We start from the raw sequence: 16382 nt of genomic DNA on the forward strand, positions 1-16382 counted from the left end.
CATCCGGGTGGTCGCTCTTCGGCGTTTCCGAGGCCCGGCGAGGGCTGCCTTGCACCTGTGGCGGTGCGGAGTAAGGTGATCTTCGTTGTGCTCCGCGGGCCAGGAAGACGCCGGGCGGCAACCAGTTTGGGCGAGGGGGCCCTTGACGAACCGGACGCAGCGCGCGATTCTCAGGACGCGTCGCCAGAAGGATCCGAATCCGAGGCATGGATCGGCGACGAAGAGGGCAGTATCACCGTGCGTTGAGAGCAGGGCCTTGTCGCAGGAGTTGAGAACAACGAGGGTCTCACACACCCGCACTGGACATCAGTGTGCCAAGTGGCTACACTGACCCTTTGCGCTGCCTGTTAGCTGCCCCCTGCCCGTCACCAGGGGTCTGCCCTCACTTCAGCACCGACAAAAGATCGTCTCTGACCTGGGACATCCGTCTGTGCAGTCGGTGAGGGGCCGGTACGCGCGTAGTGAGTCCGAGCCCTCGGAAGGACCCCCTCTTGGCCGCCTCGCGCAACGCCTCGACCGCGAATACGAACAACGCCGCCAGCACCGCCCCGCTGCGCATCTCTTTTGCAAAGATCAAGGAGCCCCTCGAGGTTCCGAACCTCCTCGCGCTGCAAACCGAGAGCTTCGACTGGCTGCTCGGCAACGACGCGTGGAAGGCTCGCGTCGAGGAGGCTCTCGAGAACGGGCAGGACGTCCCCACCAAGTCCGGTCTGGAGGAGATCTTCGAGGAGATCTCCCCGATCGAGGACTTCAGCGGGTCGATGTCGCTGACCTTCCGCGACCACCGTTTCGAGCCGCCGAAGAACTCGATCGACGAGTGCAAGGAGCGCGACTTCACGTACGCGGCTCCCCTCTTCGTCACGGCCGAGTTCACGAACAACGAGACCGGCGAGATCAAGTCCCAGACGGTCTTCATGGGTGACTTCCCGCTCATGACGAACAAGGGCACCTTCGTCATCAACGGCACCGAGCGTGTCGTCGTGTCGCAGCTAGTCCGCTCGCCCGGCGTCTACTTCGACTCCTCCATCGACAAGACGTCCGACAAGGACATCTTCTCCGCCAAGATCATCCCGTCCCGGGGTGCCTGGCTGGAGATGGAGATCGACAAGCGCGACATGGTCGGTGTCCGCATCGACCGCAAGCGCAAGCAGTCCGTCACCGTCCTGCTGAAGGCGCTCGGCTGGACCACCGAGCAGATCCTCGAGGAGTTCGGCGAGTACGAGTCCATGCGCGCCACCCTGGAGAAGGACCACACCCAGGGCCAGGACGACGCGTTGCTCGACATCTACCGCAAGCTGCGCCCGGGCGAGCCCCCGACGCGCGAGGCGGCGCAGACCCTGCTCGAGAACCTCTACTTCAACCCGAAGCGCTACGACCTCGCCAAGGTCGGCCGCTACAAGGTGAACAAGAAGCTCGGCGCGGACGAGCCGCTGGACGCCGGTGTGCTCACCACCGACGACATCATCGCCACCATCAAGTACCTGGTGAAGCTGCACGCCGGTGAGACCGAGACGATCGGCGAGTCCGGCCGCTCGATCATCGTCGAGACCGACGACATCGACCACTTCGGCAACCGCCGCATCCGCAGCGTCGGCGAGCTGATCCAGAACCAGGTCCGTACGGGTCTCGCCCGTATGGAGCGCGTCGTGCGCGAGCGCATGACCACCCAGGACGTCGAGGCGATCACGCCGCAGACCCTGATCAACATCCGGCCGGTCGTCGCCTCCATCAAGGAGTTCTTCGGCACCAGCCAGCTGTCCCAGTTCATGGACCAGAACAACCCGCTGTCGGGCCTGACGCACAAGCGTCGTCTCAACGCCCTCGGCCCGGGTGGTCTCTCCCGTGAGCGGGCCGGCTTCGAAGTCCGTGACGTGCACCCCTCGCACTACGGCCGCATGTGCCCCATCGAGACGCCCGAAGGCCCGAACATCGGCCTGATCGGCTCGCTGGCCTCCTACGGCCGGGTCAACGCGTTCGGTTTCATCGAGACGCCGTACCGCAAGGTCGTCGACGGCCAGGTCACCGACGAGGTCGACTACCTGACCGCCGACGAGGAAGACCGCTTCGTCATCGCGCAGGCCAACGCGCCGCTGACCGACGAGCTGCGGTTCGCCGAGGCCCGCGTCCTGGTCCGCCGCCGTGGCGGCGAGGTCGACTACGTCGCCGGTGACGACGTGGACTACATGGACGTCTCGCCGCGCCAGATGGTGTCGGTCGCGACCGCCATGATCCCGTTCCTGGAGCACGACGACGCCAACCGCGCCCTCATGGGCGCGAACATGATGCGCCAGGCCGTGCCGCTGATCCAGTCCGAGGCGCCGCTCGTCGGCACCGGCATGGAGTACCGCTCCGCGGTCGACGCCGGCGACGTCGTCAAGGCCGAGAAGGACGGTGTGGTCCAGGAGGTCTCCGCGGACTACATCACCACCGCCAACGACGACGGCACGTACATCACGTACCGCCTGGCCAAGTTCTCGCGCTCCAACCAGGGCACCTCGGTCAACCAGAAGGTCATCGTCAACGAGGGCGACCGGGTCATCACCGGTCAGGTCCTCGCCGACGGCCCGGCCACGCAGAACGGCGAGATGGCCCTCGGCAAGAACCTGCTGGTCGCGTTCATGCCGTGGGAAGGCCACAACTACGAGGACGCGATCATCCTGTCGCAGCGCCTCGTGCAGGACGACGTCCTGTCCTCGATCCACATCGAGGAGCACGAGGTCGACGCCCGTGACACCAAGCTCGGCCCCGAGGAGATCACCCGGGACATCCCGAACGTCTCCGAGGAGGTCCTCGCCGACCTCGACGAGCGCGGCATCATCCGCATCGGTGCCGAGGTCGTCGCCGGCGACATCCTCGTCGGCAAGGTCACGCCCAAGGGCGAGACCGAGCTGACGCCCGAGGAGCGCCTGCTGCGCGCGATCTTCGGCGAGAAGGCCCGTGAGGTCCGCGACACCTCGCTGAAGGTCCCGCACGGCGAGATCGGCAAGGTCATCGGCGTCCGCGTCTTCGACCGCGAAGAGGGCGACGAGCTGCCGCCGGGCGTGAACCAGCTGGTCCGCGTCTACGTGGCGCAGAAGCGCAAGATCACCGACGGTGACAAGCTCGCCGGCCGGCACGGCAACAAGGGCGTCATTTCCAAGATCCTGCCGATCGAGGACATGCCGTTCCTGGAGGACGGCACCCCGGTCGACATCATCCTCAACCCGCTGGGCGTGCCGTCCCGGATGAACCCGGGACAGGTCCTGGAGATCCACCTCGGCTGGCTCGCCAGCCAGGGCTGGGACGTCTCCGGCCTCGCGGACGAGTGGGCCGAGCGCCTGCAGGCCATCGGCGCCGACCGGGTCGACCCGCGGACCAACGTGGCCACCCCGGTCTTCGACGGTGCCCGCGAGGACGAGCTCGCCGGTCTGCTGGAGCACACCGTCCCGAACCGCGACGGCGACCGCATGGTCCTGCCGTCCGGCAAGGCCCGGCTGTTCGACGGCCGTTCGGGTGAGCCGTTCCCGGACCCGATCTCGGTCGGCTACATGTACATCCTGAAGCTGCACCACCTGGTCGACGACAAGCTGCACGCCCGCTCGACCGGTCCGTACTCGATGATCACCCAGCAGCCGCTGGGTGGTAAGGCCCAGTTCGGTGGCCAGCGCTTCGGTGAGATGGAGGTGTGGGCGCTGGAGGCTTACGGCGCCGCGTACGCCCTCCAGGAGCTGCTGACCATCAAGTCCGACGACGTCACCGGCCGCGTGAAGGTCTACGAGGCCATCGTCAAGGGCGAGAACATCCCTGAGCCCGGCATCCCCGAGTCCTTCAAGGTGCTCATCAAGGAGATGCAGTCCCTGTGCCTCAACGTGGAGGTGCTGTCCTCGGACGGCATGTCCATCGAGATGCGCGACACCGACGAGGACGTCTTCCGCGCTGCGGAGGAGCTTGGCATCGACCTGTCCCGGCGTGAGCCGAGCAGCGTCGAAGAGGTCTGACGGGAGTCCGGCCGGGCTCGTCATGAGCCCGGCCGGCCCCAGGACCCCCGTATCAGACCCCATGACTTACAACCCTGAGAGGGATTGACGCATAGTGCTCGACGTCAACTTCTTCGACGAGCTCCGGATCGGTCTGGCCACCGCTGACGACATCCGTCAGTGGAGCCACGGCGAGGTCAAGAAGCCCGAGACGATCAACTACCGCACGCTCAAGCCCGAAAAGGACGGACTCTTCTGCGAGAAGATCTTCGGTCCGACCCGGGACTGGGAGTGCTACTGCGGCAAGTACAAGCGCGTCCGCTTCAAGGGCATCATCTGCGAGCGCTGTGGCGTCGAGGTCACCCGCGCCAAGGTGCGCCGTGAGCGGATGGGCCACATCGAGCTGGCCGCCCCCGTCACCCACATCTGGTACTTCAAGGGCGTCCCGTCGCGCCTGGGCTACCTGCTCGACCTGGCCCCGAAGGACCTGGAGAAGGTCATCTACTTCGCGGCGTACATGATCACGTACGTCGACGAGGAGCGCCGCACCCGCGACCTGCCCTCGCTGGAGGCCCACGTCTCCGTCGAGCGCCAGCAGATCGAGCAGCGCCGCGACGCCGACCTGGAGGCCCGCGCCAAGAAGCTCGAGACCGACCTGGCCGAGCTGGAGGCCGAGGGCGCCAAGGCCGACGTGCGCCGCAAGGTGCGCGAAGGCGCCGAGCGCGAGATGAAGCAGCTGCGCGACCGCGCCCAGCGCGAGATCGACCGTCTCGACGAGGTGTGGAACCGCTTCAAGAACCTCAAGGTCCAGGACCTGGAGGGCGACGAGCTGCTCTACCGCGAGCTGCGTGACCGCTTCGGCACGTACTTCGACGGTTCGATGGGTGCCGCGGCGCTGCAGAAGCGCCTGGAGTCCTTCGACCTGGAGGAGGAGGCCGAGCGCCTCCGCGAGATCATCCGCACCGGCAAGGGCCAGAAGAAGACCCGTGCGCTCAAGCGCCTGAAGGTCGTCTCCGCGTTCCTGCAGACGTCCAACAGCCCCAAGGGCATGGTGCTCGACTGCGTGCCGGTCATCCCGCCGGACCTGCGTCCGATGGTGCAGCTGGACGGTGGCCGCTTCGCGACCTCCGACCTGAACGACCTGTACCGCCGTGTCATCAACCGCAACAACCGCCTGAAGCGGCTTCTCGACCTCGGCGCGCCCGAGATCATCGTGAACAACGAGAAGCGCATGCTCCAGGAGGCCGTCGACGCGCTCTTCGACAACGGCCGCCGCGGCCGCCCGGTCACGGGCCCCGGCAACCGCCCGCTGAAGTCGCTGTCCGACATGCTCAAGGGCAAGCAGGGCCGCTTCCGCCAGAACCTGCTCGGCAAGCGCGTGGACTACTCCGCGCGTTCCGTGATCGTCGTCGGTCCGCAGCTGAAGCTGCACCAGTGCGGTCTGCCGAAGGCGATGGCGCTGGAGCTGTTCAAGCCGTTCGTGATGAAGCGCCTGGTCGACCTGAACCACGCGCAGAACATCAAGAGCGCCAAGCGCATGGTCGAGCGCGGCCGCACGGTCGTGTACGACGTGCTGGAAGAGGTCATCGCGGAGCACCCGGTTCTGCTGAACCGTGCGCCCACGCTGCACCGCCTCGGCATCCAGGCCTTCGAGCCGCAGCTGGTCGAGGGCAAGGCCATCCAGATCCACCCGCTCGTGTGCACCGCGTTCAACGCGGACTTCGACGGTGACCAGATGGCCGTCCACCTGCCGCTGTCCGCGGAGGCGCAGGCCGAGGCCCGCATCCTGATGCTGTCCTCGAACAACATCCTCAAGCCCGCCGACGGCCGTCCGGTGACGATGCCGACCCAGGACATGGTCCTCGGTCTGTTCTTCCTCACCACCGACGGCGAGATGCGCGAGCTCAAGGGCGAGGGCCGGTCCTTCGCCTCCGTCGCCGAGGCGATCATGGCCTTCGACGCGGGCGACCTGTCGCTCCAGTCGAAGATCGACATCCGCTTCCCGGTGGGCACCATCCCGCCGCGCGGGTGGACGCCGCCGGCGCGCGAGGAGGGCGAGCCGGAGTGGCAGCAGGGTGACAGCTTCCGGCTGAACACCACGCTGGGCCGCGCGCTCTTCAACGAGCTGCTGCCCGAGGACTACCCGTTCGTCGACTACGAGGTCGGCAAGAAGCAGCTCTCCGAGATCGTCAACGACCTCGCCGAGCGCTACCCGAAGGTCATCGTGGCGGCGACGCTCGACAACCTGAAGGCGGCCGGCTTCTACTGGGCGACCCGTTCCGGTGTCACCGTGGCCATCTCCGACGTCGTCGTCCCCGAGGCGAAGAAGGAGATCGTCAAGGGCTACGAGGCGCAGGACGAGAAGGTCCAGAAGCAGTACGAGCGCGGTCTGATCACCAAGGACGAGCGCACGCAGGAGCTCATCGCGATCTGGACCAAGGCGACCAACGAGGTCGCCGAGGCGATGAACGACAACTTCCCGAAGACCAACCCGATCTTCATGATGGTGAACTCGGGTGCACGAGGCAACATGATGCAGATGCGTCAGATCGCCGGTATGCGTGGTCTGGTGTCGAACGCGAAGAACGAGACGATCCCGCGTCCGATCAAGGCGTCGTTCCGCGAGGGCCTGTCCGTGCTGGAGTACTTCATCTCCACGCACGGTGCCCGTAAGGGTCTGGCGGACACCGCCCTGCGTACCGCCGACTCGGGTTACCTCACCCGTCGTCTGGTCGACGTCTCCCAGGACGTCATCATCCGCGAGGAGGACTGCGGCACCGACCGCGGCCTCAAGCTCGACATCGCCGAGCGCGGCGCCGACGGCGTGCTGCGCAAGGCGGACAACGTCGAGACCTCCGTGTACGCGCGCTGCCTCGCCGAGGACATCGTGGTCGACGGCAAGGTGCTGGCCCCGGCCGGCACCGACCTGGGCGACGTCCTCATCGAGGAGCTGGTCCGGCACGGCGTCCAGACGGTCAAGACCCGCTCGGTCCTGACCTGCGAGTCCGCCGTCGGCACCTGCGCCATGTGCTACGGCCGTTCGCTGGCCACCGGCAAGCTGGTCGACATCGGTGAGGCGGTCGGCATCATCGCCGCCCAGTCCATCGGTGAGCCCGGCACGCAGCTGACGATGCGTACCTTCCACACCGGTGGTGTGGCCGGTGACGACATCACGCAGGGTCTGCCGCGTGTCGTCGAGCTCTTCGAGGCCCGTACCCCGAAGGGTGTCGCCCCGATCTCCGAGGCCTCCGGCCGCGTCCGGATCGAGGAGACCGAGAAGACGAAGAAGATCGTCGTCACCCCGGACGACGGCAGCGACGAGACGGCGTACCCGATCTCGAAGCGTGCCCGTCTGCTGGTCAGCGAGGGCGAGCACGTCGAGGTGGGCCAGAAGCTCACCGTGGGTGCCACCAACCCGCACGACGTGCTGCGCATCCTGGGCCAGCGCGCCGTCCAGGTCCACCTGGTCGGCGAGGTCCAGAAGGTCTACAACTCGCAGGGTGTGTCGATCCACGACAAGCACATCGAGATCATCATCCGGCAGATGCTGCGCCGTGTGACGATCATCGAGTCCGGCGACGCCGAGCTGCTGCCCGGCGAGCTGGTCGAGCGCTCGAAGTTCGAGACCGAGAACCGCCGCGTGGTCCAGGAGGGCGGTCACCCGGCCTCGGGCCGTCCGCAGCTCATGGGTATCACCAAGGCCTCGCTGGCGACCGAGTCGTGGCTGTCGGCGGCGTCCTTCCAGGAGACGACCAGGGTCCTCACGGACGCGGCGATCAACGCCAAGTCCGACTCCCTGATCGGCCTCAAGGAGAACGTCATCATCGGTAAGCTCATCCCGGCCGGTACGGGCCTGTCCCGCTACCGCAACATCCGGGTCGAGCCGACCGAGGAGGCCAAGGCCGCGATGTACTCGGCCGTGGGCTACGACGACATCGACTACTCGCCGTTCGGCACCGGCTCCGGCCAGGCCGTGCCGCTGGAGGACTACGACTACGGGCCTTACAACCAGTAAGGCGCAGGTCTGAGCGACTGGAGGGCGGTCACCCGTTGCGCGCGGGTGGCCGCCCTTCGGCATGCCCCGATGTGTGACAAGGGCGTCACGAAGGGTGGTTTTCCGGGGGCGGGCGGAACCAACCAGGGGGTATCGGGCGTTCGAGTCTTCGAGAGCTGTCCACCGGGCCCCGGGAGGTACCCGTGTCGTACCCGACACCGTGGCAGGGCAAGCCGTTGCAGGGGCCGGGCGGGCCGCCGATGCTCGCGTCGCACGCGGACCGGGAGCGGGCCGTGGACGTGCTGCGGGCGGGGTACGGGGAGGGGCGGCTGGACCACCCCGAGTTCGAGAAGCGCGTCGCGCGGGCGTACACGGCCCGTACGGTGGCCGATCTGGCCGTGCTGGTCGCCGACCTGCCGCAGGGGCCCGTGCCGCAGCCGGTGGTCGCGGTGGGCCCCGTGCCGCCGACGTTCCTGCCGGCGCCGCAGCCGAGGACGAACGGCAAGGCGATCGCGTCGATGGTCTGCGGCATCCTGTGCGTGGCCACCGGCGGGCTCACGGGCCTGCCGGCGGTGATCCTTGGCCACCTGGCCCACTCCGAGATCCGCCGCACGGGCGAGGGCGGCGACGGCCTCGCCCTCACGGGGCTGGTGCTGGGCTGGCTTTCGGTGGCCGGCTGGGTGTTCTTCTTGGGGTTGATCGGGGTGGTGGCGGTGCTTTCCGGGTCGTCCTGACCGGTGCGGGGTCAGCGCGGCGGCTGGAGGTAAGGCTGCAGATGGTGCAGGCGCGTGTAGTAGTCCGGGTGTGAGGCCAGCAGCTTGCTCGCCGCACTCTTCTTGACCGGGACGCCCCGGTTGGCCGCGGTGAGCATGGCGGTCTGTTGCTGCTCGTGCTGGTGCATCTTGTCCAGTACGGCCGCCAGCATCGGGGCGTAGCCAAGTGCGGCGGCGTGCTGGTCGGCGCGCAGCTCGGAACGGCGGCCGACGGCGGCGATGGCGTAGGGCAGCCCGAGGATCAGCAGGGGCAGTCCGTACAGCGTCTTGAGCGAGACCATCGCAAGGCCGATCGCGAACGTGCCGACGACGAGGACGCCGAGGCAGGCGAAGACGCTCGAGAGGCGGAACAGGACCGTGGCGACCACGCGCAGCACACGCCAGGCGAACCGGCCGGGCACCGCGTACCAGTAGCCGAGCAGCGAGGACCAGGCGTGGCCTCCGACGTGGTGGCCCAGCTCGTGTGCCATGACGGCGGCGAGTTCGCCGTTGGGGAGCTGGTGCATGGCGAAGCGGGTGACGCCGACGATGTGGCCGGCCGCAGCGACCGCGTTGAGGCTGTCGCTGTCCTCCACCCACAGCTCGTACGTGCGTCCGTCGATGCCTGCCTGGGCGGTCACCTGATGCCAGACCGGTTCGAGTTTGGCTCGTTCTTGCGACGTGGGGTAGCGCAGGCGGAGCAGATGGCGCGCGAGGGCGCGTTCGGTGGGGCGATGGAACACGAGTGCGCCGCTGGCGAGCCAGGCCAGGACGACGAGCAGGCTGAGCAGACCGAGGGGCAGGGAGACGAGGGCGACGACGAGGAGGCTGCACAGGAAGTTCGGCAGGTGGAGCAGCAGGGTGCCGACGGCGGTGGCGTCGGTGCGGCGCTGGTGGGCGGAGAGGTGGACGCGGCCGACCCGGGTGATGTCGATGTGGTGGGGGTGGGTGGCGTCCTCGGAGGGGGAGGGTGGCATGGACTGGGGGTATTGCGGGGGGCCCTGCGGCGGCACCTGAGGGTGGGCCTGCGGGTACGTCGGGTGGGACGGGTAAGCCGGGGGCGACTGGGGCTGGGGCGTGGGGTAGGGCGGGGGTGCCGTGGGCTGGGCGGATTGCGGGGGCATCTGCGGGTACTGCGGTGGAATCTGCTGGGGGTGGGTGGGCTGTGGCTGGACGGGCCGGGCGTAGGGCTGCGGGTATTCGGGCGGGGTCGGTGACGTCGGGGAGGGCTGCGTCATGGTCATTCCTCGGGGTGCGTGTGTGGAGGGCCGACCCGTGGGTCAGCCGATGAGCAGGGAGGCGGGCAGCAGGAGCGTTCCGGCGCAGAAGGCGATCAGGCCGGCACGGATCCACTGGTGCTTGCGCCAGGCGATGCGGCTCGTGTCGGTGAGGGCTGCGACCAGGCCGGCCTCGGGGTCGGCCTGGGTGTCGGCGAGTGCGGCGTCCAGATGGCCGCTGTCGACGGCCCGCCGGATGTCGCCGAAGTACGTGAGGGGTCGGCCCGGCGCCCAGGTGCCGGTGCGATAGCGGGGCAGGACGGCCAGGAGCAGCGCGAAGAGCGAGACGGCGAGGGCCAGGACCCCGGCCCACCAGAACAGGGAGCCGACCGTGGAGAGCGCGTCCGGGGTCCAGCCGCGTCCGGCGAGCAGGCCGCTGAACACACCGGCGGTCATACCGAGCGCGGCGACGAGGACGGCGGCCTTGCTGTCGGCGCGGGCTATCTCGGTGCGCTGGTCGGTGAGGAGGCGTTCGCAGAGGTGGATGCGGGCGGGTGGCGGCGTCGCGGGTGTGGGCTCGGGCCGGGGCACGGGGGCGGGCGCAGGTGTGGGGTCGACCGGCGTCATGGACCGGTGCCCTCCTGCGCGCCGTCGTCGGCCTGTGCGTCGGCACTGGTCTGAGGTGCGCCACTGGTCTGCGGCGCGTCAGACACGTACGGGGTGCTGCCGTAGCCGGGCGGCGGCTGCCATGGAGCCGTGGCAGCCGCGGGCGGCATCGTCGGCGCAGGCGGCACCTGCCCGGTGGGCGGCGCGGGCATCGGCGGCGTCATGGGCGGTGGGGGAGGCGGTGCGTACGGCGTCTGCTCGTAGGGCGCCGACGGGGACGCGTACGGCGTCTGCGGATATGCGTACGGCGGTGTCCGGGGTGGTGCGCCCGCCGATGCCTGCGGCTCCGAAGGGGTCTGTGCCTCCGGGGCGGCCGGTGTGTGCGGGGTCCGCGGTGCCGAGGCGGCGTGATCCCTCGGCGCCGGGAGCTGGGGCGGGGTCTGCGGGACGCCCGGCAGGCGCTGGTTGAGGATGTCGCTGACCGTGCGCAGGGCCAGCTGCTTGGGACCCTCCATTTCAAACTTCTCCGCGTTCTCGCCGCCGAGCAGTTCCTTCACGAGGTCCATCTGGGCCTGGATCATGCGGAGCTGGTCCTCGCGCATGCTGTTCATGACGAGCCGCGAGTCCTCCGGGTGCCGGGCGAGGTGCAGCGCCCAGGCGTGCACGCCGCCCTGTGCCAGATGCCACTGGTAGAACTCGATCTTCTTCGCCTCGAGTTGCTGAAGCTCCAGCGCCTGCTGCCCCTGGAGCAGGGCCCGATCGTGCTGCCATTGCTGGTGCTGGAGGGCGAGTTCCTGCTCGGTGCGGCCGTACTCCATGGCGCGGGTGAGTTGCAGCGCGTCCTGCTGCCGGTGCCGTTGGTCCATCTCGGCGTCGACCCGCATGCCCTGCCGCGCCGTGCGGATCTGCTCGGCGGCGGAGTGGTCGATGGCCTGGAGGCGCTGCTGGTGCTCGATGTTCGCCTGGTCGCGACGCAGTCGCAGTGTCCAGGTGACCTGCAATCCGGCGGGCGCGCCGAGCGGCCCGACCACGGTGACGGCGCGCAGCAGCACCTGTTCCGCCGCCGCGCTGTCGGTGATGGCGAAGCGGCGCGTCACCGGCCGAGATGCCTGCTGGAGCTCGCTGAGCAGCATCGCGGGGACGTCCCGGATGCCGCTCGCGACGAACCGGGCCGGGTCGAGGACCTGCCACGAGACGTCCACCTCGGCGGTGAACTCGAACGCGTCGTTGTCGCTGGGCAGGGCGATCGTGTCGGTGAAGAGGTGAACGCCCATGTCCACCTCGTACACGGCCGTGTAGCGGCGTCCCGCGATCTCGCTCCGGGTGGGGCGCCTGGGCGGCAGGTAGGCCTCGTACCCGCTCTTGGGGGTGGCGAAGACCAGGGCGTGGTCGATGCGGACCACATGCTTGAGGGACGTCTCGAAGCGGGACAACTGCCGCACGGTGAGCACGGGATCAATCAGCCGGGTATGCCGGTCCGCGGGCTGCTGCCACTCGGGTGGGCGGTGGAAGCCGGGCATGGTGGGTGCTTCTCCTAGGGACAGTGCCGGCCCGTGCGGGCGGGCGGTCAGCGGGTCGGAAGGGTGGTGAGCAGCCGGTCCGCGACGCGGGGCGGTGGGTTGCCGTCCTCGCCGGGCATCGTGCGCAGCAGGTGGCTGAGGCGGGCGTACTCGGTGGGCGTGGTGACGAGGTTCGGCAGGAGCGCGGCGAGCGCCCATTCCGTGGTCGTCGAACGGTCGGCCACGAGCACCCATTCGCGCAGGACGTCGAGGGCCTGCCGGGTGGTGTGCGGGTCGCCGAGGGCCTCGCGCCACAGGTGGGCGACGCCATTCGCGGACGGTGGGTCCCCGGTGCTCGCCCGGGAGTACCAGCCGAGGACCAGCGGTGTCCCGTGGCATTCGTCGTCCTCGGTACGGCGGCACGCGTTGACGAAGCCGCTGAGCGTCAGGTCGCGCACGGGCCGGTCGTCGTCCAGGTGGGTGCGTAGCTCGGCGAGGACCTGCGGGGCGGCGGCGGACAGCAGGAGCAGTTCGACGGCCCCGGCGAGTTCGTCGGCCATCTCCAGGTCGAAGTCGTCCGGGGTGGAGAGGCCGGCGTGCAGCCTGCGGACGGCTCCGCGCAGCGCGGCGAGGGCCTGTCCGGGCCGCTCCGGGCCGATCAGCGCGTAGGCCCGTACCGCCACCCAGCGCAGCCGCCGGTCCTCCTCGTCACGGGACCAGACGTCGAGGATGCGCGGGACGTTGGGCGTGCCGACGGCGTGGGCGAAGGTGAGCGAGTTGACGGCGACCTGCCGGTGCCGGAACCGGTTGGACCGCGCCCACGGCTCGATGACCAGGGCCATCGCTGACGGCAGGTCGGTGCGGGCCAGGACGGCGACGGTGGACGCGGCGCGGGTGCGGACCAGGGGCCGGCCGTCCTCGGCGAGGCGGCGCAGCCACTCGATGAGCGCAGGACGCGCGGAAGGGTGACCGGTCCACACCTCGCGCAGCAGGACCAGCGAGACGCGTTCGTCGAGGAACGCCGCCTTGGTCTGGGTGACCGGTCCCCACTCGGTGTTCTCGTCCTCCTCGTACCGCTGGGCGCGGGCGAGCTGGAGGCGTTTGCCGATGTGGGTGCCGAAGATGGGGATGTCGGGGGCGAGTTTGCTGTTCTGCGTCTTCTGCAGGAACTCGTAGAGCAGGTCGCCGAGTTCCGCGGTGAGCGCGTACGGGCCGCCGTCGAACGCGGCGAGTGCCACGAGGAACGCCTTGTCGCGCAGGTGGACGGTGTTCTCGTCCTCCTCGAACCACTCCTGGACCTGGTTCTCCAGGGACGCCAGGGAGAACTGCGCGACCTCGTCCTCGGTGACCTGCCCGAGGGAGTACCGGACGAGCAGGTGGGCGAAGGCGGCGATCTCGCGCAGCTGGTGGCCGCGTGCCAGGAACTCCTTGACGTCCGGCATCCCGAGCAGCCGGCCTGCCGTCGCCTCGTCGGTACGGGCGCCCAGATGCGCGGCGAGTACCTCTTCGGCGGCGGGCGGCTTCCAGTCGGCGGGCTGCACGTCCTCCAGCACGGCGGTGGGGCCGACGGTGACGACGAGGTAGGCGTCCTGCTCGGTGAGGCGGTCCCGGACGGCCAGCAGGTGCGGTTCGCGCAGCGGGTTGCCGCGCCGGGTCACCAGGTCGCACAGCACATGTCCGCGGGGCCGCGCGGCGTCGTCGTCGGCGCCGCCGGTGAACCGGTCGGCGAGCGCGCCGGGCGTGGTCTCGCGGTCCAGTGCGTGCAGGGAGGTGACGCCGAGCCGGTGCAGCAGCATCAGGGCGGCGGTGCGGCGGCCGGTGAAGCGGGCGCCGGACAGCACCAGGACGCGTTCGTGGCGCAGCCTCTCCAGCAGGCTCCCGAACTCCGTGTCGTCGGTGACGAAGGACCTGGCCAGCCGGTCCAGCGTCGTGCGCGGGATCTCGCCCGAGATGGCCGTGGTGGAGAACCCGGAGAAAGTCCAGTTGTGGACCGTCTTGCTGCCCATGATCACGTCGCCGGTGACCCTGGCCCCGGCGGCGATATTGGTGTCGCCGCCGCCGAAACTGCCGCCGAAGTCCACGGACCCGCCGCGCACGTTCATCGTGCGAGGGCTGTGGTCGACCAGGTCGCGCCGGGCGGCCCAGGCCTTCTGGGTCTGCTCGGGCTCCTCCGCGTCCTCGGCACCGCCCTTCTTGGTCTCGTCCGCCGCGGCATCGCCCGCGTCGGGCGCGGTTCCGGACCCGCCGGGCGGCGCCGTCGAACCCGCCTCCTGTTGGTCCTGGACGGTCACGACCGTTCACCCCGGTCCTGGTCGCCCAGGATGATGTTGGTGTCGCCGCCGCCGAAGCTGCCGCCGAAACTGACCGCACCGCCACTGACGTTGAAGACATGGCCCGACGCCGGGGTTCCCCGTGATCCCGCCGATGCCGGGCCGCCCGTGGGGACCCCGTGGCACTGCGGCGCCGGACGGTCCCCCGATCCGCCCGGCGCCTGCTCCGTTCCCCCGGAACAGTGGTTCTCCGGGTCGGCCGCTGCCGGCAGCGGCCCGTGCAGCCACGCCCGCAGCGGGCCGTTCTTGCTGTCCAGCGTCACCGGGTGGAACTCGGACGCCGGTACGCCGGGGTGGTCGTGCCGGACGACACCCTGGTACAGGGCGTCCGACACGCACAGCGCCAAGTCGTCGGGGCGCTCCCGCAGCGCCGCGCGCAGCAGGTCCGCGTCCAGCAGCCGGCACGCCCGGTTCAGGTCGGAGCCGACCCAGCCGCCCTGGAGGTCCACGGCGACCCAGCCGGTGGCGACGACGCCGCGCAGCCGGATCTGCGCCGAGCGGGAGGCCATGCGGTTGATCTGCCGCAGCTGTGCCGGTACCTCGGTGAGCAGGGCCCGCAGCAGTGCCGTGACCGGGGCGTTCGCGTCGATCAGCTCCATTACGGCGTCACCGCGGTCCGCGCGCAGGCGCAGGGTCTCGTCGATGCCCGCGCTCTCCAGGGCGCGGTCGGTGATGTCGTAGAGCATGCGCCGCAGATAGGCCTGCTCGACGTCGTCGCGGTCGCTGAACCTCTCGATGTCCAGCAGCAGGATCGTACGGCTCACGGGATCGGTCATGGTCGCCCTTCGAACGGTGGGGTGCCGTGCAGGGCAGCAGCGTGACCGGAGTGCGGAGCGGGGCGTGAGGGCGCATGACCCATTCGAAGTGTGAAAGCGTGCACAGAAGCGCGAGTCCCGCTCCGCCGCAACGACGACTGGGCCACGCGGCAAGGAGTACGGGTGTTCCCCGCTACGCCTTGCCGGGCCGGCACGACCGCGCCGACCCGTCCGCCGCGCGCGGCGGACGCGGTGGTGAGGGGACGCCCGGCACCGGCTGTTCCGTGGCCGCGATGAGGCGCAGCAGGTCGGGCCGGAGGATGATCAGGGCGCGGCGGCCCGTGGCGACGGCCTCCTTCTCGCGCAGCTCCCGCAGCAGGCGCTGCACCATCTCGCGGGAGGCACCCACCGAGCCCGCCAACTCCTGCTTGCTGAGCGGCACGACCAGCTCAATGCCCTCGGCGGTGCGGCGGCCGTGGGTGCGGGCGAGATCCAGGAGCAGCACGGCGAAGCGCTGCCGCACGTTCATCGAGGCGAACTCCAGGCGCCGCCGGTCGGCCGCGCGGGTCCGGTCCGCGGTGAGACCCAGCAGGGCGAAGGACACGGCGGGGGAGCGGCTCAGGAAGTCCTTGAAGCGGGAGTGCTCCAGCGCGACCGCCCGCACCGGCTCCAGAGCGGTGACGGTCGCCGAGCGGGGCCGTCCGGTCAGCGCGGCGGACTCGCCGACGATGTCGCCGGGGCCGCGCAGCGCGAGCAGCGCCTCGTATCCGCTGGCGGCCGCGGCCGTGACCTTGGTCCAGCCCTCCACCAGGAACAGCACGTGCGCCGACGGTTCGCTCTGGTGCAGCAGGACGACGCGGGCCGCGAAGTTCAGCTCCCGGCCCAGTGACAGCAGTGCTGTACGGTCCGGGCTCTCCAGCCGGGCCAGGAACGGCACCCGGTCCTCAAGACCCCCGTCGTCCGGTGAGTGCGGCGCCGGCCTCATCAGGTTGACCCCCCGTTCGTCGCAGTGGACGGATCAACGTACTGAACGGCTCGGCCGTCGGCGGGGTACAGGGCGCGATTCGGCCAATCCGGGGCGCGGGGTGCCCGCGGGGTCCGCCATTGGTGCCGCGTTCCATTTGTTTTGACCGAAGTCCTTGCGGTAGGTACGCTCAGACCTTGTGCCTGGGGTGTGCCCTGGCCCTCGTGCGTGCCTGTGAACCGCACAGGGTCCGAGAGCGGCCACCGTAATCTGCGCCCTTTCCGTCCCAGCGGCGGGAGTCTGCCGGAT

Annotated in this window: 9 protein-coding genes; 3 read left to right on the forward strand and 6 right to left on the reverse strand. The window is 69.7% G+C overall.

Annotation, left to right across the window (positions count from 1 at the left end; genetic code table 11):
* The first annotated feature begins 491 nt into the window (after positions 1 to 491).
* The 3 genes from rpoB (at position 492) to AB0M97_RS07595 (ending at position 8684) form a co-directional block, all read left to right on the forward strand.
* Positions 492 to 3977: a DNA-directed RNA polymerase subunit beta gene (gene rpoB, locus AB0M97_RS07585; RefSeq protein WP_365959818.1), complete on the forward strand. Its 3486-nt coding sequence runs from the start codon at positions 492 to 494 to the stop codon at positions 3975 to 3977.
* Between the two features lie 94 nt (positions 3978 to 4071).
* Entirely contained in the window at positions 4072 to 7971 is a 3900-nt protein-coding gene (locus tag AB0M97_RS07590; protein WP_365959819.1) for a DNA-directed RNA polymerase subunit beta', read from the forward strand.
* Positions 7972 to 8153: 182 nt separating this feature from the next.
* Positions 8154 to 8684, forward strand: coding sequence for a DUF1707 and DUF4190 domain-containing protein (locus AB0M97_RS07595; protein WP_365959820.1), 531 nt, complete (start codon positions 8154 to 8156; stop codon positions 8682 to 8684).
* Between the two features lie 11 nt (positions 8685 to 8695).
* Here the strand turns inward: AB0M97_RS07595 and AB0M97_RS07600 are convergent, their stop codons facing one another.
* From AB0M97_RS07600 to AB0M97_RS07625, 6 genes are all read right to left on the reverse strand, one after another.
* Positions 8696 to 9679: a M48 family metalloprotease gene (locus AB0M97_RS07600; RefSeq protein ID WP_365959821.1), complete on the reverse strand. Its 984-nt coding sequence runs from the start codon at positions 9677 to 9679 to the stop codon at positions 8696 to 8698.
* Positions 9680 to 9982: 303 nt separating this feature from the next.
* Positions 9983 to 10546, reverse strand: a complete 564-nt coding sequence (locus AB0M97_RS07605) for a Pycsar system effector family protein (protein ID WP_365959822.1) — start codon at positions 10544 to 10546, stop codon at positions 9983 to 9985.
* A complete protein-coding gene (locus tag AB0M97_RS07610; protein ID WP_365959823.1) occupies positions 10543 to 12045 on the reverse strand; it encodes a hypothetical protein in 1503 nt (500 codons plus the stop codon). Before AB0M97_RS07610 ends, AB0M97_RS07605 begins: the two co-directional genes overlap by 4 nt.
* Positions 12046 to 12092: 47 nt before the next feature.
* Complete coding sequence (locus AB0M97_RS07615; protein WP_365959824.1) at positions 12093 to 14315, reverse strand: hypothetical protein; 2223 nt, start codon at positions 14313 to 14315, stop codon at positions 12093 to 12095.
* Positions 14312 to 15130 (reverse strand): hypothetical protein, encoded by an 819-nt coding sequence (locus AB0M97_RS07620; RefSeq protein WP_365959825.1) that lies wholly within the window; start codon positions 15128 to 15130, stop codon positions 14312 to 14314. Before AB0M97_RS07620 ends, AB0M97_RS07615 begins: the two co-directional genes overlap by 4 nt.
* A 172-nt stretch (positions 15131 to 15302) precedes the next feature.
* Entirely contained in the window at positions 15303 to 16094 is a 792-nt protein-coding gene (locus AB0M97_RS07625; protein WP_365959826.1) for a Crp/Fnr family transcriptional regulator, read from the reverse strand.
* Between the last annotated feature and the right edge of the window lie 288 nt (positions 16095 to 16382).

The organism is Streptomyces sp. NPDC051207 (assembly GCF_040682395.1).
Taxonomy (GTDB): domain Bacteria; phylum Actinomycetota; class Actinomycetes; order Streptomycetales; family Streptomycetaceae; genus Streptomyces.

Excerpts from the sequence above, each read along its gene's own strand:
- AB0M97_RS07620 (WP_365959825.1), bottom strand. The coding sequence starts at position 15,130 with ATGACCGATCCCGTGAGCCGTACGATCCTGCTGCTGGACATCGAGAGG.
- AB0M97_RS07610 (WP_365959823.1), bottom strand. The coding sequence starts at position 12,045 with ATGCCCGGCTTCCACCGCCCACCCGAGTGGCAGCAGCCCGCGGACCGG.
- AB0M97_RS07605 (WP_365959822.1), bottom strand. The coding sequence starts at position 10,546 with ATGACGCCGGTCGACCCCACACCTGCGCCCGCCCCCGTGCCCCGGCCC.
- AB0M97_RS07600 (WP_365959821.1), bottom strand. The coding sequence starts at position 9,679 with ATGCCACCCTCCCCCTCCGAGGACGCCACCCACCCCCACCACATCGAC.
- AB0M97_RS07625 (WP_365959826.1), bottom strand. The coding sequence starts at position 16,094 with ATGAGGCCGGCGCCGCACTCACCGGACGACGGGGGTCTTGAGGACCGG.